Below are 25,234 nucleotides of genomic sequence, written 5' to 3' on the forward strand. Positions count from 1 at the left end.
GACGGGGAACGGAGTTAGTGTTTGGCACGACACTATTTCGCGTTGATCACTACTGTTGAAGCGAGCATATCGCCCAATCTTTTCCGAGCCCCAAAAAAAACAAACTCCCAATCTAAAAAAAGCAGGAAAAACTTCAAAAAATTACGAACAAATGATTGAAGATAGCTGCACCCCAAAAGGCTCGACGCCGCCCCGACACGGCAAACGCTGAGGGCGTTTGCAGAGCGAATACGTCATAAGGGGGTAAGTGCGCGCTTGGGTCAGAAGGTCCAAAGCGTGGCGTAAACGACCATTGCATCGGCGTGCGAATGGTCTGTTCGGTCCCTCGAAACGGCGAAGTGATATCGATGTGATGGCACGATATTTAAGTTGCCTTCACTCTGGCGTCAATAAGCCGTTCAGGATGTTTTTGGTTGGACGCTCTAGCGCGCGGGTTTTGGTTCATGGCCTGAACTTTCCGAGTGGAAAAACCCTCCACTCAATAACGCCGTGACATTGATAAGTGAGGCTCACTGATGAAAACCACCCTGCTGAAACTGACCTTCGCCGCCACTCTCGCCTGTGCCCTCCCCGTTTGGGCCTGCCCGCCCGACGAAGCCACCGCCAAGCGCGAACTACTGGCCAAGGAAGTCGCCAAGATCACTGAGCAGAACCCGGCCAAGGCCAAGGAGATCAATGACGAGTTGCAGAAGATGGACCTGGAAACGGCCAGCGCGGATTTGCCGGACAAGTGCCAGTTGATTGATCAGCGTCTCAAGGAGTTGCAGTCGGCAGAGAAGAAAGCCGAGAGCTGAAACGGCGAGATCAAAAGATCGCAGCCTTCGGCAGCTCCTACACGGGTTTCTGCGATTTTTTGACGTAAAAAAACCCGGACACTGTCCGGGTTTTTTATTGGATTGCTACCGCGCTTTATTCAGCAGCCGGCGCTTCCGGTTTGCGGCGCTTGAGCGGGGCCATGCCGTCCTTGCTGACCAGCGACAGGGCGTCGGTCTTCGGGCGGTTGGCGATCTTGCGTTTGGTCGGAGCCTTGGCGCCGGTTTTCTTCTTGTCGCCTTTGGCGTCGACCTTTTTCTTCTTCACGCCAACGGCTTTGCCCGAGGCCTTGACCTTTTTCGGTCCGCCGTAGGTGCCTTTGACTTCCTTGATGGTGCGGCGCTCGAAGCTCTGCTTGAGGTAGCGCTCGACGCTCGACATCAGGTTCCAGTCGCCATGGCAGATCAGCGAGATGGCCAAGCCATCGTTGCCGGCGCGGCCGGTGCGACCGATGCGGTGAACGTATTCGTCGCCGCTGCGCGGCATGTCGAAGTTGATCACCAGGTCCAGGCCTTCCACGTCCAGGCCACGGGCCGCGACGTCGGTGGCCACAAGGATCTTCACGCCGCCCTGCTTCAGACGGTCGATGGCCAGTTTGCGGTCTTTCTGGTCTTTGTCACCGTGCAGCACGAACGCTTTGTATTCCTGCGCCACCAGACGGCCGTAAATACGGTCGGCCATGGCCCGGGTATTGGTGAACACGATGGCCTTCTGATAGGTCTCGTTGGCCAGCAGCCAGTTCACGATCTGTTCTTTGTGCTGATTGTGGTCGGCGGTGATGATCTGTTGACGAGTGGTGGCGTTCAGATCGCTGACGTTGTTCAACTGCAAGTGTTCAGGGTTGTTCAGAACCTTGGCGACCATCTCGCGCAGGCCCGAACCGCCGGTGGTGGCGGAGAACAGCATGGTCTGCTGACGGTTGGTGCACTCTTCCACCAGACGCTGCACGTCTTCGGCAAAGCCCATGTCGAGCATGCGGTCGGCTTCGTCGAGCACCAGCACTTCGACTTCTTTGAGGTCGAGGTTACCGGCGTTCAGTTGCTCGATCATCCGGCCCGGCGTACCGATCAGGATGTCCGGCACCTTGCGCAGCATGGCGGCCTGGACCTTGAAGTCTTCACCACCGGTGATCAGGCCGGACTTGATGAAGGTGAACTGAGCAAAGCGCTCGACTTCCTTGATGGTCTGCTGGGCCAGCTCGCGGGTCGGCAGCAGGATCAGGGTCTTGATGCTGACGCGGACTTTAGCCGGGCCGATCAAGCGGTTGAGGATCGGCAAAACGAATGCAGCGGTTTTGCCGCTACCGGTTTGCGCTGTCACCCGCAGGTCACGCCCCTGGAGCGCGAGCGGGATAGCCGCTGCTTGCACAGGCGTTGGCTCGACAAATTTAAGCTCGGCCACGGCTTTGAGCAGGCGTTCGTGCAGGGCGAATTGGGAAAACACGGGTGCTACCTCGAAGAAATACAAAAAAACAGCTGCATAGGGTAACGGTTTCGAGCGCGAAGGCCGAGTTTCTTTATACAAACGGCTGCAAACAGTGGTTTTTTTGTTGCCTGATTTGTCCCTAAACGTCATCCGGAACGTCTTAAATGCTCTAATCGCCCCGTCGCGTCCTACAGAAGAACCGTTTTCGCCCATGGATATCAAACAGCTCTGGCTCAACACCCAAGACCTCTGGGGTGCTCTCGATCAGCACCCGCTCCTGCATTCCACGCTCGCGCTGATGTTGCTGCTGGTGGTGGCGCTGATGCTCGGACGAGTGGCGCGTTACCTCATTCTTCACGCGACCAAAATCCTCGGTCGCCAGCCGTCGTTGCACTGGATCACCGATTTTCGCCACAACAAAGTGTTTCATCGCCTGGCACAGATGACGCCCTCGCTGGTGATACAGTTCGGCCTGCACCTGGTACCGGAGTTGGGCAAGACCAGCCTGAACTTCCTCGGCAACGTGGCGCTGGCGTTCACCATTCTGTTCCTGGTGCTGGCCGTCAGCGCATTGCTCAATGCCCTGCTGGACATCTACGCCCGCACCGAACATGCCCGCACCCGCTCGATCAAAGGCTACGTGCAACTGGCGAAAATGGTGCTGTTCGTGTTTGGCGCGATCATCATCGTCGCCACGTTGATCGACCGTTCGCCGCTGTTGCTGCTGTCGGGTCTGGGCGCCATGTCGGCGGTGATTCTGTTGGTCTACAAAGACACCCTGCTGTCGTTCGTTGCCAGTGTGCAACTGACCAGCAACGACATGCTGCGGGTCGGCGACTGGATCGAGATGCCGCAAGTCGGTGCCGACGGTGACGTGGTGGACATCACCTTGCACACGGTCAAGGTGCAGAATTTCGACAAGACCATTGTGTCGATCCCGACCTGGCGCCTGATGTCCGAGTCGTTCAAGAACTGGCGCGGCATGCAGCAGTCCGGTGGGCGCCGAATCAAGCGCAGCCTGTTCATCGACGCCAGCGGCGTGCGGTTTATTCGCGATGACGAAGAGCTGAAACTGGCTCAGGTGCATCTGCTGACCGACTACATGAGCCGCAAGAAAGCCGAGCTCAAGGCCTGGAACGAAGCTCAGGGCAACGTCGCGGCGATGTCGGCCAACCGTCGACGGATGACCAACATCGGCACCTTTCGCGCCTATGCGTTGGCGTATCTGAAGAGTCACCCGGAGATTCAGCCGAACATGACCTGCATGGTTCGGCAAATGCAAACCACGGCCCAGGGCATTCCGCTGGAAATCTACTGCTTCACCCGCACTACCGTGTGGGCCGATTACGAGCGGATTCAGGGGGATATTTTCGATTACCTGCTGGCGGTGCTGCCGGAGTTTGGCTTGAGCCTTTATCAGCAGCCGAGCGGTGGTGATTTGCGGTCGGGGTTGCTCCCGGCGGTGTTGGGCGCGAGCCACATTCCCGAGTCTGAAAAACACGTCATGTAGCACCACATATCCCTTTGTGGGAGCGGGCTTGCTCGCGAAGGCGGAGTGTCAGCCGACATCTATGTTGAATGTCATACCGCATTCGCGAGCAAGCCCGCTCCCACAAGGGATTAGTGTGCAACCGCCGGCTGGCGTACACCCAACCGACTAATCCACACCGCCATCAGAATCACCGACCCACCAAACAACAACCGTCCCAGCTCTTCATGCTGATTCCAGATCAGCAAGTTGATCAGCAACCCCACCGGCACATGCAGATTGTTCATCACCGCCAGCGTCCCGCCGTTCACCAGGCACGCGCCCTTGTTCCACCAGTACAAACCCAGCGCGGTCGAGACCAGGCCGAGGAACAGCAGCACGCCCCATTGCAGCGGCGCTTCGGGCAGGAAGTTCTGTTTGCCGAACAGCAGAAACGCCGGCAATGCCACCGCTAACGCGCCCAGGTAGAAGTAGCCGAAGCGTCGGTAATGCGGCAGATCGCTCGGATGTCGGGCTACCAGATGTTTGTAGAGCACCTGCCCGGCGGCGTAGGTGAAGTTGGCCAGTTGCAGCAACAAAAAGCCCATGAAGAAATCCGGGTTGATCCGGTCATAACGAATCACTGCCGCACCCGCGACCGCCACCAGTGCCGCGATCAATGCCCACGGGTTGAAGCGCCGGTTCAGCGCGTCTTCGATCAGGGTCACGTGCAGCGGCGTGAGGATGGTGAACAGCAATACTTCCGGCACCGTCAGCACCCGGAAGCTCAGGTACAGGCAGACGTAAGTCACACCGAACTGCAACGCGCCGATCAGCAACATGCCACGCATGAACGCCGGCTCAACCTGACGCCAGCGTGTCAGCGGAATGAACACCAGCCCCGCCAGCAGCACCCGCACCAGCACCGCGAAGTAACTGTCGACATGCCCGGCCAGGTATTCGCCGATCAAACTGAAGGAAAACGCCTGGATCAGCGTGACAAAAAGTAGATAGCCCATGGTCGCCTCATTTCGAATGGCGGCGACGATAGCGGGTTTTGCCCTTGATCGCGAACAGTCAGGCAATACACAAATCTACTGTGGGAGCGGGCTTGCTCGCGAATGCGGTGGGTCAGTCAACATTAATATCCACTGACACGCCCTCTTCGCGAGCAAGCCCGCTCCCACAGGGGTTGTGTGTCCGCTCACTAAATCGCGGGCAAAAAAAAGCCCGATCTCGCTAATGCGTTCAATCGGGCTAGAGCACTCAGGAGCAACAAGTGCAAAGGGAGGTTCGATGCGCGTACAGGCTTGAAGGGTTGCGCCAGGTCACTAGACCATCCAGCGATTATCTGGCGATTAACGGATCAGGCGACCTGGGAAAGCTTGGCGTTGGCCTGGTTCAAGCCTTTCTCCTGGAAGTCGCCGCCCAGGTTCATGCCTTCGGCGTGAATGAACGTTACGTCGTGGATGCCGATGAAGCCCATGACCTGGCGCAGGTACGGTTCCTGATGATCCGCGGTGCTGCCGGCGTAGATCCCGCCCCGCGCGGTCAGCACATAAGCACGCTTGCCGCTGAGCAAACCTTGAGGGCCGGTTTCGGTGTACTTGAAGGTCACACCGGCACGCAGCACGTGGTCAAGCCAGGCTTTAAGGGTGCTCGGAATGGCGAAGTTGTACATCGGCGCGGCCATCACCAGTACGTCGGCGGCCAGCAGTTCATCGGTCAGCAGGTTGGAGCGTTCCAGCGAGGCTTGTTCGATGTCGTTGCGTTGTTCGGCAGGTTTCATCCAGCCGCCCAGCAAGTTGATGTCCAGGTGCGGCACCGGGGTGCTGGCCAAGTCACGGACGGTGATCTGGTCGGCCGGGTGGGCGGCTTTCCATTGGCTGATGAAGGTCTGGGTCAGCTGGCGGGAAACCGAGTCTTGCTGACGGGCGCTGCTTTCGATGATCAGAACGCGGGACATGGGATGTAGCCTCCATCTGAGAATGCTGTAGGTCGATGGAGTGAAGGTTAAACAGAGTCATATCGATGAAAAAGCGCAAATAACTGCTATAAAGCATCGATAAATTCGTTTATAAGCGGAGCGTGCCCTGTGGGAGCGGGCTTGCTCGCGAAGGCGGTGTGTCAGGCAACATTGATGTCGACTGATACTCCCTCTTCGCGAGCAAGCCCGCTCCCACAGGGTTGTAAAGTCATTTCGGGGTGCAGGTCAGGTTGATACGCATCTTGATGATGGTCCGGGTGAACTTGGCGGTGGCGTTTTTGTGTTTACCGGCGGGCACTTCGATGGTGCGGGTACGCGGCGACTCCGGGCCATTGTTGAAAACCACCCTGCAGATCGCATCAGTACTGCCGTAGTTGTTCACTTGAATGGAGGCGATGTCGTTATCCGTGTCGTACGAGTTGTAGTCGATGCTCAAGCCGTTCAATTGCTTTTGAACGTCGATCGGATAAGCAAACGCAGTCAGCGGCAGCATTGCCAACACCGCACAACCCGCCATCACACTACAAAGTTTTTTCATTCAGCAGCCTCCAATAAGGACTGCCAGCTTAGGACAAGAGGAGCTCAACATGAAAGCGCCCCGCGTGACCCTTGATCAATGGCGAACATTGCAGGCCGTGGTCGATCACGGCGGTTTCGCCCAGGCCGCCGAAGCGCTGCACCGCTCGCAATCGTCGGTCAGCTACACCGTAGCGCGCATGCAGGACCAACTCGGTGTGCCATTGCTGCGCATCGACGGCCGCAAAGCGGTGCTCACCGAAGCCGGCGGCGTGCTGCTGCGCCGCTCCCGGCAACTGGTGAAACAGGCCAGCCAACTGGAAGACCTGGCCCATCACATGGAACAAGGCTGGGAAGCGGAAGTGCGGCTGGTGGTCGACGCCGCCTACCCCAGCGCCCGCCTCGTCCGCGCACTGACCGCGTTCATGCCGCAAAGCCGTGGCTGCCGGGTGCGTCTGCGCGAAGAAGTGCTGTCGGGTGTCGAGGAAGTGCTGCTCGAAGGCGTGGCCGATCTGGCCATCACCGGTTTCAGCATTCCCGGTTATCTGGGCGCAGAATTGAGCGACGTCGAATTTATCGCGGTCGCCCACCCCGAGCATTCCTTGCATCGCTTGAACCGCGAACTGAACTTCCAGGACCTGGAAAGCCAGATGCAAGTGGTGATCCGCGACTCCGGCCGTCAGCAACCGCGAGATGTCGGCTGGCTCGGCGCCGAACAGCGCTGGACCGTTGGCAGCCTGGCCACCGCCGCGACCTTCGTCAGCAGCGGCCTGGGCTTCGCGTGGTTGCCTCGGCACATGATCGAGCGCGAACTCAAGGAAGGGACGCTCAAAGTGCTACCGTTGGACCAGGGTGGCAGCCGCAACCCGAGCTTCTATCTGTATTCAAACAAGGACAAACCCTTGGGCCCGGCCACGCAGATTCTCATCGAATTGCTGCGCACCTTCGATACCGCGCCGCTGGATGCGCCCTTCGCCGCCCCTGAACAAGCCTGACACGGAGTGTACCCATGGCCTATTTCGAACATGAAGGTTGCAACCTGCACTATGAGGAATATGGCCACGGCACGCCGTTGCTGCTGGTTCACGGGCTGGGTTCCAGCACCCTGGACTGGGAAATGCAGATCCCGGCGCTCTCAGCCCATCATCGGGTGATTGTCCCGGATGTGCGCGGCCACGGGCGCTCCGACAAACCCCGCGAGCGCTACAGCATCGCCGGGTTCAGCGCCGACCTGATTGCGTTGATGGAACACTTGAATCTTGGCCCTGCGCATCTTGTCGGGCTTTCGATGGGTGGCATGATCGCTTTTCAACTGGCGGTGGACCAGCCGCAACTGCTCAAGAGCCTGTGCATCGTCAACAGCGCGCCCGAAGTCAAACGGCGCAGCCGCAACGATTACTGGCAGTGGTTCAAGCGCTGGAGTCTGATGCGCGCGCTGAGCATGGGCACCATCGGCAAGGCCCTGGGTGCCAAGCTGTTTCCCAAGCCCGAACAAGCTTCGTTACGACAAAAAATAGCGGCGCGCTGGGCAAAAAACGACAAACGTGCTTATCTCGCCAGCTTCGATGCCATCGTCGGCTGGGGGGTTCAGGAACGACTTTCCAAGGTCTCCTGTCCAACCCTCATCGTCAGCGCCGACCGTGACTACACCCCGGTCGCACTGAAAGAAACCTATGTAAAACTGCTGCCCGATGCGCGGCTGGTGGTGATCGCCGACTCGCGCCACGCCACCCCGCTGGATCAACCCGAACGTTTCAACCAAACGCTGCTCGAGTTTCTCACCGCAGTCGACACCACCACTCAGGATCACTGACTTATGCTGAAAAAAATCGCCCTCGTCGCCGGCTCTGTTCTGTTTGCCGCCAACCTGATGGCCGCCACGCCCGCCAAGGCGCCGCACGTGCTGCTGGAAACCACCAACGGCCAGATCGAAATCGAACTGGACCCGGTCAAGGCGCCGATCAGTACCAAGAACTTCCTTGAGTACGTCGACAGCGGCTTCTACAACAACACGATTTTTCACCGTGTGATTCCTGGGTTCATGGTCCAGGGCGGTGGTTTCACTCAACAGATGCAGCAAAAAGAAACCAAGGCGCCAATCAAGAACGAATCCAAAAACGGCCTGCATAACGTGCGTGGCACGCTGTCCATGGCCCGTACTTCCGTCCCGGATTCGGCCACCAGCCAGTTCTTCATCAACGTCAAAGACAACGATTTCCTGGACCAGGGCGACGGTTATGCCGTGTTCGGTAAAGTCGTTAAAGGCATGGATGTCGTCGATGTCATCGTCAACTCCCAGACCACCACCAAAAGCGGCATGAAAGACGTGCCAGCCGATCCCGTGTTCATCAAGTCGGCCAAGCGCATCGACTGAGACTAAGCTGAACAGGGAGTTTTGAGCGGCCGCCGGTGCTTCCGGCGCCGCTCATATCGTTTAAAGGAGAGCCCGTGCGCGGGCGAAGAACTGATGCTTTATCGCCGTTTTGAAAAACTGATCGACATTTTCCGCGATGCACCGACGGCGGCTCCGCCGGATCGGGTTCTCCCCTTCTATACCTATTACCTGAAACAGGTCTGGCCGAGTTTCGCCGTCCTGCTGATCGTCGGCCTGTTCGGCGCACTGATCGAAGTGGCGCTGTTCAGCTACCTGAGCCGCATCATCGACCTCGCCCAAGGCACGCCCAACGTCAATTTTTTCAAGGAACACGGCATCGAACTGGCCTGGATGGCGGTGGTTGCGCTGGTCCTGCGCCCGATATTCGTCGGCTTGCATGACTTGCTGGTGCACCAGACCTTGAGCCCCAGCCTGACCAGCCTGATCCGCTGGCAAAACCACAGTTACGTGCTCAAACAGAGCCTCAATTTCTTCCAGAACGACTTCGCCGGGCGCATCGCCCAACGCATCATGCAGACCGGCAACTCGTTGCGCGATTCGGCTGTGCAAGCGGTGGACGCGCTATGGCATGTGCTGATCTACGCGATCAGTTCGCTGGTGCTGTTCGCCGAAGCCGACTGGCGCCTGATGATCCCGCTGCTGACCTGGATCGCCGCCTTCATCGGCGCCCTCTACTACTTCGTGCCACGGGTCAAGGAACGCTCGGTGGTGTCGTCCGATGCGCGCTCCAAACTCATGGGGCGGATCGTCGATGGCTACACCAACATCACCACCCTGAAGCTGTTCGCCCACACCAACTTCGAGCAGCAATACGCCCGCGAAGCGATCAAGGAACAAACCGAAAAAGCCCAACTGGCCGGCCGAGTGGTGACCAGCATGGACGTGGCCATCACCAGCCTGAACGGCCTGCTGATCGTCAGCACCACCGGCCTCGCGCTGTGGCTGTGGACGCAATCGCTGATCACGGTGGGCGCCATCGCCCTCGCCACAGGCCTGGTGATACGCATCGTCAACATGTCTGGCTGGATCATGTGGGTGGTCACTGGCATCTTCGAAAACATCGGCATGGTTCAGGACGGTTTGCAGACCATTTCCCAGCCAGTCAGCATCACCGACCGTGAGCAGGCCAAGCCTTTGAATGTGGCGCGTGGCGAGGTGCGTTTCGATCACGTCGATTTTCACTACGGTAAGAAAAGCGGGATCATCGGCGACCTCAATCTGACCATCAAACCTGGCGAGAAAATCGGCCTGATCGGCCCGTCCGGTGCCGGCAAATCGACGCTGGTCAATCTGCTGCTGCGCCTCTATGACGTGCAGGGCGGGCGGATTCTCATCGACGGCCAGAACATCGCCGAAGTCGGCCAGGAAAGCCTGCGTGAACGCATCGGCATGATCACCCAGGACACCTCGCTGCTGCACCGTTCGATTCGCGACAATTTGCTGTATGGCAAACCCGATGCCACCGACGCCGAACTCTGGGAAGCAGTGCACAAGGCCCGCGCCGACGAATTCATCCCGTTGCTATCGGACTCCGAAGGCCGCACCGGTTTCGATGCTCACGTCGGTGAACGCGGAGTGAAGCTCTCCGGTGGTCAGCGTCAGCGGATTGCCATCGCCCGGGTGCTGCTCAAGGATGCGCCGATTCTGATCATGGACGAAGCCACCTCAGCACTGGACTCGGAAGTCGAAGCGGCGATTCAGGAGAGCCTCGAAACCCTGATGCAGGGCAAGACCGTGATTGCCATTGCCCACCGCCTCTCGACCATCGCCCGGATGGACCGCTTGGTGGTGCTGGAAAAGGGCAAGATCGCCGAAACCGGCAGCCACGCCGAACTGCTGGCCCATGGTGGCTTGTATGCGCGGTTGTGGCAGCACCAGACCGGGGGGTTTGTCGGCATCGATTGAGGCTTGTGATCAACACCGGCCCTGTGGGAGCGGGCTTGCTCGCGAATGCGGTGTGTCAGGCAACATCGATATTGACTGACACTCCCTCTTCGCGAGCAAGCCCGCTCCCACACTGGATCTCCAGTACCCGCGGGTTACAGCGTCAACACCATCTCATGCCACGCCATCCCGCCATGGTCCGACGCCGAAGGCTTGATGTAGGCAAAACCAAACCCGGCATACAGCGCAATGTGCCGCTCTTTGCACATCAGATGGATGCTGGCCTTGTTCAGTGTACGCATGCGCTGGATGAACTCATCCAGCAAGCGTTTCGCCAGACCCTGCCCTTGGTAGTCCGGATGCACCACCACTGACATGATCACCACGTGCGGGCCGGCCGGGTCGTGGCCGATCAGTTCCTTGAACGCCTCGTCCGACATTTCCACCTCAAACGCCGCACCGGAATTGATGAAACCGGCGACAACACCATCCACTTCAGCAACGATGAAGCCGTCGGGCCAAGTGGCGATGCGGGTGGCGATTTTCTCTCGGGTGGCGGCTTCGTCGCCTTCATAGGCAACGGTTTCGATGGCGTAGCAACGGTCCAGGTCAGCGGGGCTGACGTGGCGGATGACGGTGTTCATGGCAGCTCGGAATCGGCGTGGGAAAGGTTGGGGATCATAAATCAGCATCAACACGACATCGAGAGGCGAATCACCGATCCGCCGCTCGACCCGCTCATTACGCTTTGAGCGGCAGCCAGATTTCCAGCACGCCGGTATTGAGCTTCGGGTTGAAATCGTCGCTATAACGTTCGAACTCCGGAGCGTCCGCCGCTTCATGGCCGGACTTCGGCAACCAGGTTTTCCAGATGTATTGAAAGGTCTGGGGCAAGGTATCCAGAGAGCCCTTGTGTTCGAAGATTGCATACTTCTGAGGCTGAACTTCGATCCAGCGGTACTTTTCGGGCAGGTCGTCGAGCTTGCTGATTTCGACACCGGCTATGTATTCGAAACCACCCTTGCCATCCGGATTGCAGCAGATGCCGTAGGTTACTTCGCTTTTCTGACCGGGAATTTTGCCAATCTCGGGAATGAATTTCTCCCATAGGTCGGGGATCGCTTTGGTCGTATCCGCCGTAAATCGTCCACCAAGCCCCGCTATGAGCATGAAGTGCCCGTTTTCGAAGCGTGGCTCGGCCGTTTCGACGCCTGTTTGCTCATCCATGACTCAACTCCTGGTACAAAAGGTGGGTTCGGCAGGGAGTATAGAAGCCAAACCCGATTCGCCCAATTACAGTGCGTGCAACTGTTCGATGGCGCCTGGACCGATGAACTCGTTATAACCCGATAGAATCACGTAGACCGCGAAATAGCAGAAGATCGCTGCCGATGCCATATAGGAATAACGCAGTAATTTGTCACCGAGCAATTTGCCGCCGTGGCTCGCAGCGAAGCACAGACCGACACACCAGAGCACTCCGGCGCACAAGAAGCCGCCGAGAAACAGTGCCGAGCTGAGCGTGCCACCGCCGCCGGAACGGGCGATCAGCGTGCCGCCTACCGCGGCAAACCAGAGAATGGCACTGGGCGATGACATGGCGAGAAAAATCCCGCGGAAAAACTCGCGCCGGTGCGAGTTGTGCCCCACCTCAGGGGTTTGCGCCAACAGCGCTTCATGGTGGATCGCCGAATAAATCATCTTCGCCGCGAAATACACCAGCAACGCCGACCCGCCAATCCACAACACCCAACGCACGGTCTCGTACTGCAGCAATACGGTCATGCCGGCCAATGCCAGCACGGCGTATATCAGGTCGCCGACACACGTCCCCAACCCCAGCGCAAAGCCTTGAAAATAGCCGCGCTGCATCGCCAGCGTGATCATCGCGATATTGGCCACGCCGATGTCCAGGCACAGCGAAAGGCTCAACAAGAAGCCACTGGTAAATTCCATCGACCATATCCTTGGGGAAAATTTATTGATGCGCAGGCTAGACAGTTTGCCATGACTGCCCTTACATTCCGCCACAGGCCACCGCAGTGGCCAGCGTCGCTCGGACGGTTCCGGGCGCTTACGTTATCCGAGGCAACAATGGCCGAACAAGGTTCGCCGCGCCGCTTTGCGCGCATAGATCGACTCCCTCCTTACGTTTTCAACATCACTGCCGAGCTGAAGATGGCCGCCCGTCGTCGTGGCGAAGACATCATCGACTTGAGCATGGGCAACCCCGATGGCGCCACGCCGCCGCACATTGTCGAAAAACTCGTCACCGTCGCCCAACGTGAAGACACCCACGGCTACTCCACGTCCAAAGGGATTCCGCGCCTGCGCCGGGCGATCTCCAATTGGTACAAGGATCGCTACGAAGTCGACATCGACCCGGAAACCGAAGCCATCGTCACCATCGGTTCCAAGGAAGGCCTGGCGCATTTGATGCTGGCCACCCTCGACCAGGGCGACACCGTGCTGGTACCGAACCCGAGCTACCCGATTCACATCTACGGTGCCGTGATTGCTGGTGCCCAGGTGCGCTCGGTGCCGTTGATCCCTGGCGTGGACTTCTTCGCCGAGCTGGAACGGGCGATTCGTGGCTCGATCCCTAAACCGAAAATGATGATCCTCGGCTTCCCGTCCAACCCCACCGCCCAGTGCGTGGAGCTGGATTTCTTCGAGCGGGTGATCGCCCTCGCCAAACAGTACGACGTTTTGGTGGTGCACGACCTGGCCTACGCCGACATCGTCTACGACGGCTGGAAAGCCCCGTCGATCATGCAAGTGCCCGGCGCCAAGGACATCGCGGTGGAGTTTTTCACCCTGTCCAAGAGCTACAACATGGCGGGCTGGCGCATCGGTTTCATGGTCGGCAACCCGGAGCTGGTTAACGCCTTGGCGCGGATCAAGAGCTATCACGACTACGGCACGTTCACTCCGCTGCAAGTCGCGGCCATCGCGGCGCTGGAAGGCGATCAGCAATGCGTCAAAGACATTGCCGATCAGTATCGGCAGCGTCGCAACGTACTGGTCAAAGGCCTGCATGAACTGGGCTGGATGGTCGAAAACCCGAAAGCCTCGATGTATGTCTGGGCCAAGATTCCCGAGGCTTATGCGCACATGGGCTCGCTGGAATTCGCCAAGAAACTGCTGGCCGAGGCCAAGGTCTGTGTCTCGCCGGGTGTGGGATTTGGCGAGTATGGGGATGATCATGTGCGCTTCGCGCTGATCGAAAACCAGGACCGGATTCGTCAGGCCGTGCGCGGGATCCGCGGGATGTTCCGGGCGGATGGGCTGGTTACCAAAACCAACGCCTGACACAAATAACTGTGGGAGCGGGCTTGCTCGCGAAAGCGGACTTACATTCAACATCTACTTTGAATGTTATGTCCCCTTCGCGAGCAAGCCCGCTCCCACATTTGTTTTGCGGTGTGCTTAAACGAACAACGACAACAGCAAGATGAACCCCAGGCCCACCACGGACAGGATGGTTTCCATCGCGGTCCAGGTCTTGAAGGTTTCCGCCACGGTCATGTTGAAGTACTGCTTCACCAGCCAGAAACCGGCGTCGTTGACGTGAGACAGGATCAACGAACCGGCACCGGTGGCTAACACCAGCAACTCACGGTTCACACCCGGAATCATCCCCACCACCGGCACCACGATGCCCGCGCCAGTAATAGTTGCCACGGTTGCCGAACCGGTCGCGATGCGAATCACCGCCGCCACCAGCCAGGCCAGAAGGATTGGCGAGATCTGCGCTTCCACCGCCATGTTGCCGATGACATTACCCACACCGCTGGTCACCAGCATCTGTTTGAAGCCGCCACCGGCACCGATGATCAGGATGATCGCGGCGGTTGGTGCAAGGCTCGCGTCCAGCCATTTGAGCATCTGTTGCGAACCGATGCCCTGCTTGTAGCCGAAGGTGTACAGCGACAGCAGCAACGCCAGCAGCAGCGCCGAGATCGGGTGACCGATCAGGTCCATGAAGGTGCGGAAGAAGTTGCCGTCCGGCAGCGCCACATCGGCAAAGGTCTTGAGCAGCATCAGGAACACGGGCGACAGCACGGTGACCAAGGTAATGCCGAAGCTAGGCAGATCGCCTGCATCCTCATCGCGCACCAGTTGATCCACCAGCTCCTGATTCGGATGACCGGGAATGTGCTTGGCAATGAACGTGCCGTAGATCGGACCGGCGATAATAGCGGTCGGCAACGCAACGATCAGACCGTACAGAATGGTTTTACCGATGTCGGCACCAAACACACCGATGGCCAGCAGCGGACCCGGGTGCGGCGGCACCAGGCCGTGTACCGCGGACAGACCAGCCAACAGCGGGATCCCGATCTTGATGATCGACACGCCAGTGCGACGGGCCACGATGAACACCAGCGGAATCAGCAGCACGAAGCCGATTTCGAAGAACAGGGGAATACCGACCAGGAACGCGGCGAACATCATCGCCCACTGCACCTTGTCCTTGCCGAAGGCGCGGATCAACGTCTGCGCAATCTGATCCGCACCGCCTGATTCGGCCATCATTTTGCCGAGCATGGTGCCCAGCGCCAGGATGATGCCGACGAAACCAAGCACGCCACCGAAGCCGTCCTGGAACGCCTTGATGATGGTGCCGATCGGCATGCCGGACGTCAGCCCGAGGAAGGCGGCGGCGATAATCAGTGCGAGGAATGGGTGCAACTTGAACTTGGTGATCAGGACGATAAGCCCGATTACCGTGACCACTGCATCTAGCAGCAGAAACGTCTCGTGGGACATGCCAAACATTAGGGGTGTCTCCTGTTTGTTGTTGTTATTAAAGCGGTTAATCAGAAGTCGTCAGGACAGCGCTATCTTTTGGAGTAAAACTCAACTGGCGAGTTTCAAGCCATGATCGAGCCACCAGGCATGAGCCTGCTTCGCCAATTCATCGACGCTATGGCTGGACGCATCCAGAGCCAGGGTCAGGGGCTCACCAACGGGCGATTCAAGTGTGGCGAACTGGCTGTCGATCAGGGTCGACGGCATGAAGTGGCCCGGCCGATGAGACACACGATCGGCGGCGACTTCGGGGGTTAGCTCAAGGAAAACGAAGCCCAGGCCCGGCAAGGCACTGCGCAAGCGTTCGCGGTAACTGTGTTTGAGGGCCGAGCAGGTCAGCACCGGGCGTTCGCCCTTGGCATCGATGCGGCGCAGTTCATCGCACAGGCTGTCGAGCCAGCCGGCACGGTCTTCGTCATTCAGGGGGATACCCGCGCTCATCTTTTCGATATTGGCGGCAGGGTGAAAAGTGTCGCCTTCAATGGCGGTCGCGCCGCTAAGATGGCACAGGGACTGGCTGACGCAGGTCTTGCCGCAACCGGCAACGCCCATGATGACCAGGGCGGTGATGGGATGATTCATGTAACACCTCAGCGCGCAGACAGCGCTACCTTTGCTACGTAAGACTCAAGTGCAAAAGCAGAAGTTGCCGACGCCTTCTTGTCATTTTTGTGGGTTGCAGCATGTTCGTTCTCAAGGCCAAAAAACGAGGATCAGGCAAACCTCGTTCACGCGTTTGCAGCTGCATCGAGACAGCGCTACCTTAGTGCCTTGAATTTTGTTTGGCAAGCCGTCCGATGAATACCCCTAAAAACGATAAAAATACTCGCACCACTGGCCGCCCTACCCTGAATGAAGTCGCGCGCCTGGCCGGTGTTAGCCCGATTACCGCGTCCCGCGCCCTGCGCGGCGTCAGCACGGTGGCCACCGAACTGGTGGAAAAAGTCCAGAAGGCCGCCCTCGACCTGAACTACGTGGTCAACCCCGCCGCCCGCGCATTAGCCTCGGCCCAGAGCCATTCCGTGGTGGTTTTGGTGCCCTCGCTGTCCAACCTGCTGTTCATCGACACACTGGAAGCCATTCATCAGGTTTTGCGACCAAAGGGCTTCGAAGTGCTGATCGGCAACTTCCATTATTCGCGTGATGAAGAAGAAAACCTGCTGCGCAATTACATGGCTTATCAGCCTCGCGGCTTGCTGCTGACCGGTTTCGACCGCACCGAAAGTTCGCGGCGAATGATCGAGGCCAGCAACATTCCCTGCGTCTACATGATGGAACTGGACAGCGCGGCCGGGCTCAATTGTGTCGGCTTTTCGCAAGTCGCTGCCGGCGAAACCGCGGCCGAGCATTTGCTGTCACGCGGTCGCAAACGCCTGGCCTACATCGGCGCGCAACTCGATCAACGCACGCTGCTGCGCGGCGAAGGTTTCCGTCGCGCGCTGCAAAAGGCCGGTTTGTATGATCCGGCCCTGGAAGTGCTGACCCCGCGAGCCTCGTCGGTGGGTCTGGGCGGCGAATTGTTCCTGCATCTGCTCGCGGCCCATCCGGATGTCGATGCAATCTTCTTCGGCAACGACGACCTGGCCCAGGGTGCGTTGCTTGAAGCGTTGCGCAATGGCATCAAAATCCCCGAGCGCGTGGCGATCCTCGGCTTCAACGACTTACCGGCGTCTGAGCACATGGTGCCGCGCCTGAGCAGCATTAGTACTCCGAGAGAAGCCATTGGCCGTCGCTCCGCAGAGCTGATGCTGACCTTGCTGGCCGGCAATTCAGTGACCAAACCGGTGCAGGATATGGGCTTTGAATTGAAGGTGCGCGAGAGCACCTGACGCACGACCATTCCCACGCTCCGCGTGCTAGATTCCGATACCTGGAACAGCAAACGGAGAAGCTCAATGGGACATACGCTGAAGATTTTGGGTCGGGCCTCGTCAATCAACGTCAGAAAAGTCCTGTGGACTTGCGACGAACTGGGCGTTTCATACGAACGCGAAGACTGGGGCAGCGGCTTCGCATCGACCCAGAGCCCGGAATTTCTCCAGCTCAACCCCAACGCACAAGTGCCGGTGCTCATCGATGAGGCCGGCGTGCTGTGGGAGTCCAATACCATTTGCCGGTACCTGGCCGGTAAACACCAAAACACTGACCTGCTGCCCCTCGAACCGGCGGCCCGCGCTCGCGTGGAGCAGTGGATGGATTGGCAAGCCACCGAACTCAACCCGTCGTGGGGCTACGCATTTTTTGCGCTGGTCAGGCAATCGCCGGACTTCCAGGACTCACAGCGGATTGCTGATGGCGTTCGCGGCTGGAACGCGAAAATGGGCATCCTCGAACAGCAACTCGCGACAACCGATGCGTATGTTGCCGGACCACACTTCACACTGGCCGATATCCTCATCGGGCTGTCGGTCAACCGCTGGCGGATGACACCGATGGAGCGCCCGGACTACCCCGCCGTCGACGCCTATTGCCAACGACTGGCGTTGCGGCCGGGGTTCATGGCGCATGCTTGCAATGGCGTGCCTTGAATTTTACGTGCACGCTTATCTGACTCGCCGGACGGCCGACCTCTGCCGTCCGGCGGCGATAGCAATAACGGTAGCAATCAGATTGCTGACAAGTTTCTTGCTTCATTTTGACTTCGTTGCAACAACTAAAAGGCTTAATTTACGGAGCTTTTTTATTTATGACCACCCGTCGGAATCCCTTTCATTGGAACGATAACCTGTAAATTCTGATAGTAGACAGAATAGCTGTCCTGCCGAATCATGAAGTGACTCGCGCCAAGATTGTCGCGAGACACTTTCAAGAGAATGGAGGCTAACATGTCAACAAATACAGTACCGACAAAAAACGAGCCATCTGCACCTGCCAATGGAACCGGTACGTTTACCGCAAAGTTCGAACGACCACCTGGTGCGCCGACCTTACCCGACTTCACAGGCAAAGATTTGCGCGCATCCCCTAATGCACCACCCCTCGCGACTACACAAATACAAGCGTACTCCGCCGATGTTGCCAGTTATATAATTTTTAACTTTCCAACTGCACTTGACAACGGCTCGCATTCCATAACACCAACTAATAGCGATTCCTTTATCATCCACCAAAACTATCGCTACCTTATCAATAGCGAAAAACCTAATACTCTCAATATTACTGTCGATAATGGCGCATTTAAGGAACATGGAGAATATAAAGGTAACTTCGAGTTCACTTCATCGGACCAACAGGGAAGAGAAGTGACGATCACTGGTAATTTCCACTTCACGACCACTCCTACCAAACAGTTACTTTAAGCTCCCGCTTAAGAAAATTAACGATAACGTCTCACCTGTCATTTTTTAAAAGGAGAATTGCGCAAATAAAAACATGAATATCGTCCAATGCCAATCGCCCCCCTCAAACAAGGAAACTTGCCCGAGGGGGATTAACCTGCTGATTTCTGAAACATCTAATTGTATTACTCGATGACTGGCGGGTTCGGATCGCTGATGCGTATCTGTTTACGGTGTTGCGCTGGACGCAGGTGTTTGGCATCGATTTGAATCGGTGGCCGGCGTTGGTGCGGTTTCAGGTACGGATTGATCAGCGGCCAAGCGTGAAGGCGGCGTTGGCTGCGGAATGGGTGTAAGGCTTGAGATCATTCGCGAGCAAGCCCACTCCCACAGGAGAACTCATTCGCAAACAGTGAAACGGATGCCGTGGACTGTCAATCGCCCTCACCCCATGCTGTCGGATCAACTGAGCATAACCCTGCACCAAAAACCCGACACTGCGCGCCAGCCATTGCTCGCGGCGCGTGCGATAGACCCGTGGCAGGTCGTACCAGGGCAGGCCTGGCAAGTCGTGGTGCACCAGGTGAAAATTGAGGTTCAGGAACAGCCAGCGCCACGGCCATGCCGCTTCATTGATGACGGTGCGTTGCTCGGGTGCGGCGTGGGGACGGTGTTCATAGTAGGAGCGGATCATCGCAATCGACAGCGCCGGCACGCTGATCAGCAACAGGTAATGCCAGACCGGCAACACGCTGTAGCGCGCGATGAACGTCAGCATCAGCAGCGTCAGCGCGCCGTGGGTCAACCACATCAACCAGGCCTGGCGCTCACCCGCTTTTAGCCGTTTCAGCTCTTCCCGGGCCAGCGCCAGCAAGGCCAGTGGCGCACCGAGAACGAAGCGACCGAGCACGGTTTTGTTCAACCAGTGCAGGCCCTGTTCGAACGGCGAACTGCGCTGCCACTGTTCAGCGCTCAGGTAACGGCTTTCCGGATCGCGACCGGGGACGGTCAGGTCCTCGTCGCGGTGATGCAGCAAATGACTGTCGCGGTACAGGGTGTAGGGATACCAGACCGCGAACGGCGCATAACCGAGGACTTTGTTCAGCGTTTGCCAACGGGTGGGATGGCTGTGCAGCAATTCGTGCTGCACCGACAACCACAACACCAGCAGTGGAATCAGCAACAGCGTGCTCCACCAAAACCCCAATCGGTCGCTGCCCAGGACAATGCTGAACCAGCCGACGTACACGCCGACCAACAGTAGCCAGGTCGGCCACTCGGTGCGAGCGGTGAAGCGTTGGCGCAGGGTTTCGATTTCTTCACGGTGGGCAGCATCAAAATAATGGGGCATGGCTTTGCTCAGAACGGGAACCAGTCCCCCTCTGTGCAATGGCGCAGGGATTTCTTGCAGATTATCTGGTTATTTCGATAGGCCTGAAAAACAAGGAGCCCGAGAACTCGGGCTCCGTTGACGCGGGATCAGTGGCCGAACACGCCCACCTTCTTGGCCTTCTTGTCCGCACGTTTTTCATCGGCGGTTTTAGCCGGTTTCTTCTTTGCCGCTTTCTTTGAATCCATGCCTTTGGCCATGATACATACTCCACTCATACGGGACGTGAGATCAGGTATACACCTATCGCGGCGCCCGCGTTCTTTTATAATCACCCGCTTTGCGCACCGACAGTCCAGGCCCATGCCCAACACCCAGTACACCTTGCTCGACGAGCCGTTATGGCCGTTGATGAACAAGTTTTACCGCGCCCACCAATCGTCGATGAAAGCAGTCCGCGACGCACAGCTGTGGGTCGCAAAACGCGATGAGATCATTGCGGCGTTATGTTTGCGGCCAGTGGCCGGCGGGTATTGGCTGACCGGGTTGTTCGTCGACCCGCGCTGTCGCGAACAAGGGATCGCCGCGGCGTTGATTGCCCACGCTATCAAACACCTTGAAGAGCCGGTCTGGTTGTTCTGCCATCCGGATTTGCGTGGCTTTTATGAGCGCCGCGGCTTTACGTTCGACCCGCCCCTGCCCTACGCCATGGCTGAACGGTTGAGCCGCTATGCGCGCAGCAAACCGATGATTGCGATGGGTTTGGAACCGAAGCACTAGAGACTTGTGAAGATCAAATGTGGGAGCGGGCTTGCTCGCGAAGAGGGCGTCACATCCGACATTTCTGTCGACTGACACTCCGCTTTCGCGAGCAAGCCCGCTCCCACATTGGTTTTGTGTTGGATTGGAAGGGCGGTATCAGTCGTCTGCCGCTGGATCCAGATCCGGGAACATCACCTCGGTAAACCCGAACTTGCTGAAATCAATGATGCGCGACGGGTATAGCCGGCCGATCAGGTGATCGCATTCATGCTGCACCACCCGCGCATGAAATCCCGAGGCAACGCGCACGATCGGCTCGCCCTTGGGATCGAAGCCTTCATAACGAATCTGCTGATAACGATCCACCGCCCCGCGCAGGCCCGGCACGGACAGGCAGCCTTCGAAACCCTCTTCAAGGACTGGGCTCAATGGCGTGATCAGCGGATTGATCAGAATCGTCTGCGGCACCGCTTCGGCGTCCGGGTAGCGTTCGCTGTGTTCAAAACCAAAGATCACCAGTTGCAGGTCGACACCGATCTGCGGCGCGGCCAGGCCGACTCCGCCGACGCTTTCCATGGTCTGGAACATGTCGTCGACCAATTGCCACAACTCGGGGCTGTCGAACATTTCTGCCGGTACCGGTGGGGCGATACGCAGCAGGCGCTCATCGCCCATTTTCAGAATTTCACGGATCATTTTATGACTTCGTCAGTGGTCGGCTTTGAGTGGTCACGCCCCAGTCCCGAAACGTGGTGTTTTTCTTCATGGCCGGGACCATGCTCGCCAGGGACCTTCTCGCCTGGGTCTTTGCCTTCGCGCGACATGTGCTCGATCACCGCATTCATTTCCGCGCCGAGCAACAGCACCGCGGCGGAAATATAGAAGTACAGCAGCAACACGATGATCGCGCCGATACTGCCATACATGGCGTTGTAGTTGGCGAAGGTTTTGACGTAGAGACCGAAGCCCAGCGAGGCGATGATCCAGACCACCACGGACAACACCGCACCCGGAGTGATAAAGCGAAACTCTTGTCTGACGTCTGGCATGACGTAGTAAATCAGCGCCACCGCCATCATTAGCAAAATCACGATCACCGGCCAGCGGACGATGGTCCAGACGGTCACGATAAAATCTTCAAGGCCCACTTGCGCGGCAATCCAGCCCATCACCTGCGGCCCGAGCACCATCAGCGCGGCAGCGATCAGCAACATGCCGGCGATGCCGATGGTGTAGAAAATCGACAGCGGAAAACGTTTCCAGACAGGACGGCCTTCGACCACGTCATACGCGGCATTCATCGCGCTCATCATCAGCCGCACACCGGCGGACGCGGTCCACAGGGCGATCACGATACCTACCGACAATAACCCCCCCTTGGATTGCTGGAGCTGGTCAATCACCGGGTTCACCTGTTCCAGCGCCTGGGGTGGCAGAACCAGTTCCGATTGCAGGCGCAGCCAGGAGAAAAAATCGGGCAAATGCAGGAAACCGATCAGGGCGATCAGGAACAGAATGAAAGGGAACAGCGAGAACAGCATTTGATAGGCCAGCGCCGAGGCATAGGTCGACATCTCGTCGTCAACGAACTCGGTGACCGTACGCATCATCACCCGATGCAGGGGCAAACCTTTCATGGTCGGAAAAAACATTAGCGTCTCCTTTCGCCGCAAACAAGGTTGAAGTCATGGCGACTCAGGGGCCGTTTTCTACAACAAAGTAGCCTACTTGGCGACTTTGAAACAATTTCCTTCCTCAAGTTCAAGCTGACACAGAAACGGCCATCCGCGGATGGCCGTTTCTATTACTCGTCAAAGCCCGGATTACGCCTTGTCGATGCCTTTCTTAAGAGCATCCTTGGCTTTGCCGACCGCTTGCTGGGTTTCGCCTTTCCTCTCCTGCGCTACGCCTTCGGAGCGCAGTTTTTCGTTGCCGGTGGCCTTGCCGACGCCTTGCTTGACGTTGCCGGCCGCTTCATTTGCCATGCCTTTAACTTTATCGCCAGTGCTGCCCATGGTATTTCTCCTGTGAACATTCAACGGGGAAAGTGGTTACACAAGGATTGACCGGGGGCCTTTGCGCGGAGTTTCATTTATTTATTAACCGGACATTTCGCAGGTTAGGCTTTATGTTTGCAGGCTTTGCCCCGAGAATGCGCAACGTATTCAGGCCATGGCACTGAAGATCCAATCCCGTAGGAACGTTATGAAACTCGATAAAAAGCAGGCCATTGCCCGCAGAAACCAGGAACTCGGCGGTGCTGTGCTTGGCGTCAACAACTGCCATTTCACCGAACTGAACCGCAACCGCAACATTTTCTGGTTCGATATTCCGGTCGCGCGTCTGGCCGTTGGTCAGTACGAATGGATTCACTTGCTGATGCACACCCCGGAAACCGACGAACTGCTGCACTTGAAAGTGCCGACGGTGTTCCTGCGCGAGAAACTCGAAGGCCTGGTGGTGCGCAACCAGGGCAAGCGCAAAGCTGCCTTGAGCCTGGAACTGAGCGCCGACAAGGACTCCTACCTGCAGGACATGCGCCCGGCCGGTACCAACGTCAATTTCGCGCAGTTCCGTCAGTAACAGCAAAAGCTAAAAGCTTCGCGAGCAAGCCCGCTCCCACATTTAACCGAGTTCATTCAGAAAGAATGCGATCTCATGTGGGAGCGGGCTTGCTCGAAGGCGGTCTGACAGGCGCCTAAAATAACCTGACCAGAAACAAAAGCCCCGCATCTGCGGGGCTTTTGTTTGGCTAGGCGCTGACTTTCTTCACGCCCAGTTTCTTCAGCTCTTCGTCGCGCAGTTCGCGGCGCAGGATCTTGCCGACGTTGGTGGTCGGCAGCGCGTCGCGGAACTCCACGGCTTTCGGTACTTTGTAGCCGGTGACGTTGGCGCGCATGTGCTCCATCACCTGTTCCTTGGTCAGGGTCACGCCCGGTTTGACGACGATGAAAATCTTGATCGCCTCCCCCGACTTCTCGTCCGGCACGCCGATGGCCGCGCATTGCAGCACGCCCGGCAGGGTCGCCAGCACGTCTTCAAGCTCATTGGGGTACACGTTGAAACCGGAGACCAGGATCATGTCTTTCTTGCGATCGACAATACGCATGTAGCCGTCTGGCTGGATCAGCGCAATGTCACCGGTCTTCAGCCAGCCTTCGCTGTCGAGTATTTCATCGGTGGCGTCCTGGCGCTGCCAGTAGCCCTTCATGACTTGCGGACCTTTCACACACAGCTCACCGATGGCGCCCAACGGCTGTTCAACGCCGGCATCGTCGATGATTTTGCACAGGGTCGAGGGCACCGGAATACCGATGGTGCCGATCTGGATGTTCTGGCTCGGGTTCACCGTGGCCACCGGGCTGGTTTCGGTCATGCCGTAACCTTCGCAGATCGGGCAACCGGTGACCGCTTTCCAGCGCTCGGCTGCGGCCAGTTGCAAGGCCATGCCGCCGGACAGGGTGATTTTCAGGCTGGAGAAATCCAGCTTGCGGAACGCTTCGTTGTTGCACAACGCGACGAACAGCGTGTTCAGGCCGACGAAACCGCTGAACTTCCACTTCGACAGTTCCTTGACCATCGCCGTCAGGTCGCGCGGGTTGCTGATCAGGATGTTGTGGTTGCCGATCAACATCATCGCCATGCAATGAAAGGTGAAGGCATAGATGTGGTACAGCGGCAGCGGCGTGATCAGAATCTCGCAACCTTCGTTAAGGTTGGAGCCCATCAGCGCCTTGCACTGCAGCATGTTCGCCACCAGGTTGCGGTGGGTCAGCATCGCGCCCTTGGCCACGCCGGTGGTGCCGCCAGTGTATTGCAGCACGGCAACGTCGCTGCTGGCCGGGTTGGCTTCAGCCACTGGCTGGCCATGGCCCTTGCTCAGCACGTCATTGAATTTGATGGCCTTGGGCAAGTGATACGCCGGGACCATCTTCTTCACGTACTTGATGACGCTGTTGATCAGCAGACGCTTGAGCGGCGGCAGCAGGTCGGCCACTTCAGTGACGATCACGTGCTTGACGCCGGTTTTCGGCACGACGAGCTCGGCCAGATGCGCCATGTTGGCCAGGCAAACCAGGGCTTTGGCACCGGAATCGTTGAATTGGTGTTCCATTTCCCGCGCGGTGTACAACGGGTTGGTGTTGACCACGATCAGCCCGGCGCGGATGGCACCGAAAACGGCGACCGGGTACTGCAACACGTTGGGCAGTTGCACGGCGATTCGATCGCCTGGCTGCAAATCGGTATGCTGTTGCAGGTAAGCGGCAAAGGCACCGGACAATTCATACAGCTCACCGTAGGTGATTGTCTTGCCCAGGTTGCTGAATGCCGGTTTGTCAGCGAAGCGTTGGCAGGATTGCTTCAACACTGCCTGAATATTCGGATACTCGTCTGGATTGATCTCGGCAGCAATTCCAGCTGGGTACTTATCCTTCCAAAAGTCTTCGATCATGGAAGCCCACTCCTCAGCAACGCGAATTCAAATACCGCATTTGATGCGATTATTATTGGTGTTTAATTATTGGTGAGTCTGGCTTTTAACAAGGCCGAGAAGTCACAA

At 57.8% G+C, this 25,234-nt stretch carries 25 protein-coding genes and 2 pseudogenes; 13 read left to right on the forward strand and 14 right to left on the reverse strand.

Features of this window, described 5'->3' with window-relative positions; all coding sequences use genetic code 11:
* The first annotated feature begins 515 nt into the window (after positions 1-515).
* Positions 516-794, forward strand: a complete 279-nt coding sequence (locus tag KVG95_RS01120; RefSeq protein ID WP_217854220.1) for a hypothetical protein — start codon at positions 516-518, stop codon at positions 792-794.
* Between the two features lie 115 nt (positions 795-909).
* Here KVG95_RS01120 and KVG95_RS01125 read toward each other — a convergent pair whose 3' ends face one another.
* Positions 910-2,256 (reverse strand): DEAD/DEAH box helicase, encoded by a 1,347-nt coding sequence (locus KVG95_RS01125; RefSeq protein WP_008153197.1) that lies wholly within the window; start codon positions 2,254-2,256, stop codon positions 910-912.
* A 193-nt stretch (positions 2,257-2,449) separates the two neighbouring features.
* Between KVG95_RS01125 and KVG95_RS01130 the strand changes: the two genes are divergently transcribed.
* Complete coding sequence (locus KVG95_RS01130) at positions 2,450-3,748, forward strand: mechanosensitive ion channel family protein (RefSeq protein WP_217854221.1); 1,299 nt, start codon at positions 2,450-2,452, stop codon at positions 3,746-3,748.
* 110 nt (positions 3,749-3,858) lie between these two features.
* On the opposite strand, the gene KVG95_RS01135 is transcribed toward KVG95_RS01130, so the two are convergent.
* The 3 genes from KVG95_RS01135 to KVG95_RS01145 form a co-directional block, all read right to left on the reverse strand.
* Positions 3,859-4,725, reverse strand: a complete 867-nt coding sequence (locus KVG95_RS01135) for a carboxylate/amino acid/amine transporter (RefSeq protein ID WP_217854222.1) — start codon at positions 4,723-4,725, stop codon at positions 3,859-3,861.
* 347 nt (positions 4,726-5,072) lie between these two features.
* Entirely contained in the window at positions 5,073-5,672 is a 600-nt protein-coding gene (locus KVG95_RS01140) for an FMN-dependent NADH-azoreductase (protein WP_052964935.1), read from the reverse strand.
* A 229-nt stretch (positions 5,673-5,901) separates the two neighbouring features.
* Complete coding sequence (locus KVG95_RS01145) at positions 5,902-6,231, reverse strand: hypothetical protein (protein WP_048395716.1); 330 nt, start codon at positions 6,229-6,231, stop codon at positions 5,902-5,904.
* Positions 6,232-6,280: 49 nt separating this feature from the next.
* Here KVG95_RS01145 and KVG95_RS01150 point away from each other — a divergent pair, with 49 nt between their 5' ends.
* The 4 genes from KVG95_RS01150 to KVG95_RS01165 all read left to right on the forward strand — a co-directional run bounded on the left by KVG95_RS01150 (position 6,281) and on the right by KVG95_RS01165 (position 10,509).
* On the forward strand, positions 6,281-7,204 hold the full coding sequence (locus tag KVG95_RS01150; RefSeq protein ID WP_008069097.1) for a PA3225 family LysR-type transcriptional regulator: 924 nt from the start codon (positions 6,281-6,283) through the stop codon (positions 7,202-7,204).
* Positions 7,205-7,218: 14 nt separating this feature from the next.
* The gene (locus KVG95_RS01155; protein ID WP_123501439.1) at positions 7,219-8,022 is read left to right on the forward strand and encodes an alpha/beta fold hydrolase; all 804 of its coding nucleotides are present in this window, start codon (positions 7,219-7,221) and stop codon (positions 8,020-8,022) included.
* Positions 8,023-8,025: 3 nt separating this feature from the next.
* Entirely contained in the window at positions 8,026-8,583 is a 558-nt protein-coding gene (locus tag KVG95_RS01160; RefSeq protein ID WP_007902463.1) for a peptidylprolyl isomerase A, read from the forward strand.
* Positions 8,584-8,676: 93 nt separating this feature from the next.
* The gene (locus KVG95_RS01165) at positions 8,677-10,509 is read left to right on the forward strand and encodes an ABC transporter ATP-binding protein (RefSeq protein ID WP_217854223.1); all 1,833 of its coding nucleotides are present in this window, start codon (positions 8,677-8,679) and stop codon (positions 10,507-10,509) included.
* 134 nt (positions 10,510-10,643) lie between these two features.
* Here the strand turns inward: KVG95_RS01165 and KVG95_RS01170 are convergent, their stop codons facing one another.
* The 3 genes from KVG95_RS01170 to KVG95_RS01180 all read right to left on the reverse strand — a co-directional run bounded on the left by KVG95_RS01170 (position 10,644) and on the right by KVG95_RS01180 (position 12,444).
* Positions 10,644-11,132 carry a GNAT family N-acetyltransferase gene (locus tag KVG95_RS01170; protein ID WP_217854224.1) on the reverse strand — a complete coding sequence of 163 codons (489 nt, stop codon included), beginning with the start codon at positions 11,130-11,132 and terminating at the stop codon, positions 10,644-10,646.
* A gap of 97 nt (positions 11,133-11,229) precedes the next feature.
* Positions 11,230-11,715: a GyrI-like domain-containing protein gene (locus KVG95_RS01175; protein ID WP_217854225.1), complete on the reverse strand. Its 486-nt coding sequence runs from the start codon at positions 11,713-11,715 to the stop codon at positions 11,230-11,232.
* A gap of 66 nt (positions 11,716-11,781) precedes the next feature.
* Positions 11,782-12,444, reverse strand: coding sequence for a LysE family translocator (locus tag KVG95_RS01180; RefSeq protein WP_217854226.1), 663 nt, complete (start codon positions 12,442-12,444; stop codon positions 11,782-11,784).
* A gap of 138 nt (positions 12,445-12,582) precedes the next feature.
* Between KVG95_RS01180 and alaC the strand changes: the two genes are divergently transcribed.
* Positions 12,583-13,800, forward strand: coding sequence for an alanine transaminase (gene alaC / locus KVG95_RS01185; protein WP_123357886.1), 1,218 nt, complete (start codon positions 12,583-12,585; stop codon positions 13,798-13,800).
* 117 nt (positions 13,801-13,917) lie between these two features.
* On the opposite strand, the gene KVG95_RS01190 is transcribed toward alaC, so the two are convergent.
* Complete coding sequence (locus KVG95_RS01190) at positions 13,918-15,270, reverse strand: GntP family permease (RefSeq protein ID WP_217854227.1); 1,353 nt, start codon at positions 15,268-15,270, stop codon at positions 13,918-13,920.
* An 81-nt stretch (positions 15,271-15,351) separates the two neighbouring features.
* The gene (locus KVG95_RS01195; RefSeq protein ID WP_217854228.1) at positions 15,352-15,885 is read right to left on the reverse strand and encodes a gluconokinase; all 534 of its coding nucleotides are present in this window, start codon (positions 15,883-15,885) and stop codon (positions 15,352-15,354) included.
* Positions 15,886-16,100: 215 nt separating this feature from the next.
* On the opposite strand from KVG95_RS01195, the gene gntR reads away from it, so the two are divergent.
* The 4 genes and pseudogenes from gntR to KVG95_RS29635 form a co-directional block, all read left to right on the forward strand.
* The gene (gntR, locus tag KVG95_RS01200; protein ID WP_052964944.1) at positions 16,101-17,132 is read left to right on the forward strand and encodes an HTH-type transcriptional regulator GntR; all 1,032 of its coding nucleotides are present in this window, start codon (positions 16,101-16,103) and stop codon (positions 17,130-17,132) included.
* Positions 17,133-17,198: 66 nt separating this feature from the next.
* Entirely contained in the window at positions 17,199-17,831 is a 633-nt protein-coding gene (locus KVG95_RS01205; RefSeq protein WP_217854229.1) for a glutathione S-transferase family protein, read from the forward strand.
* Positions 17,832-18,128: 297 nt separating this feature from the next.
* Entirely contained in the window at positions 18,129-18,602 is a 474-nt protein-coding gene (locus tag KVG95_RS01210; protein WP_217854230.1) for a hypothetical protein, read from the forward strand.
* Positions 18,603-18,790: 188 nt separating this feature from the next.
* Positions 18,791-18,937, forward strand: a pseudogene (locus tag KVG95_RS29635) (glutathione transferase GstA); the annotation flags it as partial.
* A gap of 56 nt (positions 18,938-18,993) precedes the next feature.
* Here KVG95_RS29635 and KVG95_RS01215 read toward each other — a convergent pair.
* Positions 18,994-19,932, reverse strand: a pseudogene (locus KVG95_RS01215) (fatty acid desaturase); the annotation flags it as partial.
* Between the two features lie 342 nt (positions 19,933-20,274).
* Between KVG95_RS01215 and KVG95_RS01220 the strand changes: the two are divergent.
* On the forward strand, positions 20,275-20,691 hold the full coding sequence (locus tag KVG95_RS01220; protein ID WP_217854231.1) for a GNAT family N-acetyltransferase: 417 nt from the start codon (positions 20,275-20,277) through the stop codon (positions 20,689-20,691).
* A gap of 138 nt (positions 20,692-20,829) precedes the next feature.
* Here the strand turns inward: KVG95_RS01220 and def are convergent, their stop codons facing one another.
* From def to KVG95_RS01235, 3 genes are all read right to left on the reverse strand, one after another.
* Entirely contained in the window at positions 20,830-21,369 is a 540-nt protein-coding gene (gene def, locus KVG95_RS01225; RefSeq protein WP_217854232.1) for a peptide deformylase, read from the reverse strand.
* Positions 21,366-22,325 carry a YihY/virulence factor BrkB family protein gene (locus tag KVG95_RS01230; RefSeq protein ID WP_217854233.1) on the reverse strand — a complete coding sequence of 320 codons (960 nt, stop codon included), beginning with the start codon at positions 22,323-22,325 and terminating at the stop codon, positions 21,366-21,368. Before KVG95_RS01230 ends, def begins: the two co-directional genes overlap by 4 nt.
* Positions 22,326-22,496: 171 nt before the next feature.
* Positions 22,497-22,688: a CsbD family protein gene (locus KVG95_RS01235; RefSeq protein WP_052964952.1), complete on the reverse strand. Its 192-nt coding sequence runs from the start codon at positions 22,686-22,688 to the stop codon at positions 22,497-22,499.
* 190 nt (positions 22,689-22,878) lie between these two features.
* Between KVG95_RS01235 and KVG95_RS01240 the strand changes: the two genes are divergently transcribed.
* Positions 22,879-23,256, forward strand: a complete 378-nt coding sequence (locus tag KVG95_RS01240) for a hypothetical protein (protein ID WP_217854234.1) — start codon at positions 22,879-22,881, stop codon at positions 23,254-23,256.
* A gap of 169 nt (positions 23,257-23,425) precedes the next feature.
* Here the strand turns inward: KVG95_RS01240 and fadD1 are convergent, their stop codons facing one another.
* Positions 23,426-25,126: a long-chain-fatty-acid--CoA ligase FadD1 gene (gene fadD1 / locus KVG95_RS01245; RefSeq protein WP_217854235.1), complete on the reverse strand. Its 1,701-nt coding sequence runs from the start codon at positions 25,124-25,126 to the stop codon at positions 23,426-23,428.
* Positions 25,127-25,234 lie beyond the last annotated feature (108 nt).

Source organism: Pseudomonas farris, from assembly GCF_019145235.1.
In the GTDB taxonomy this organism is placed as follows: Bacteria; Pseudomonadota; Gammaproteobacteria; order Pseudomonadales; family Pseudomonadaceae; genus Aquipseudomonas; species Aquipseudomonas farris.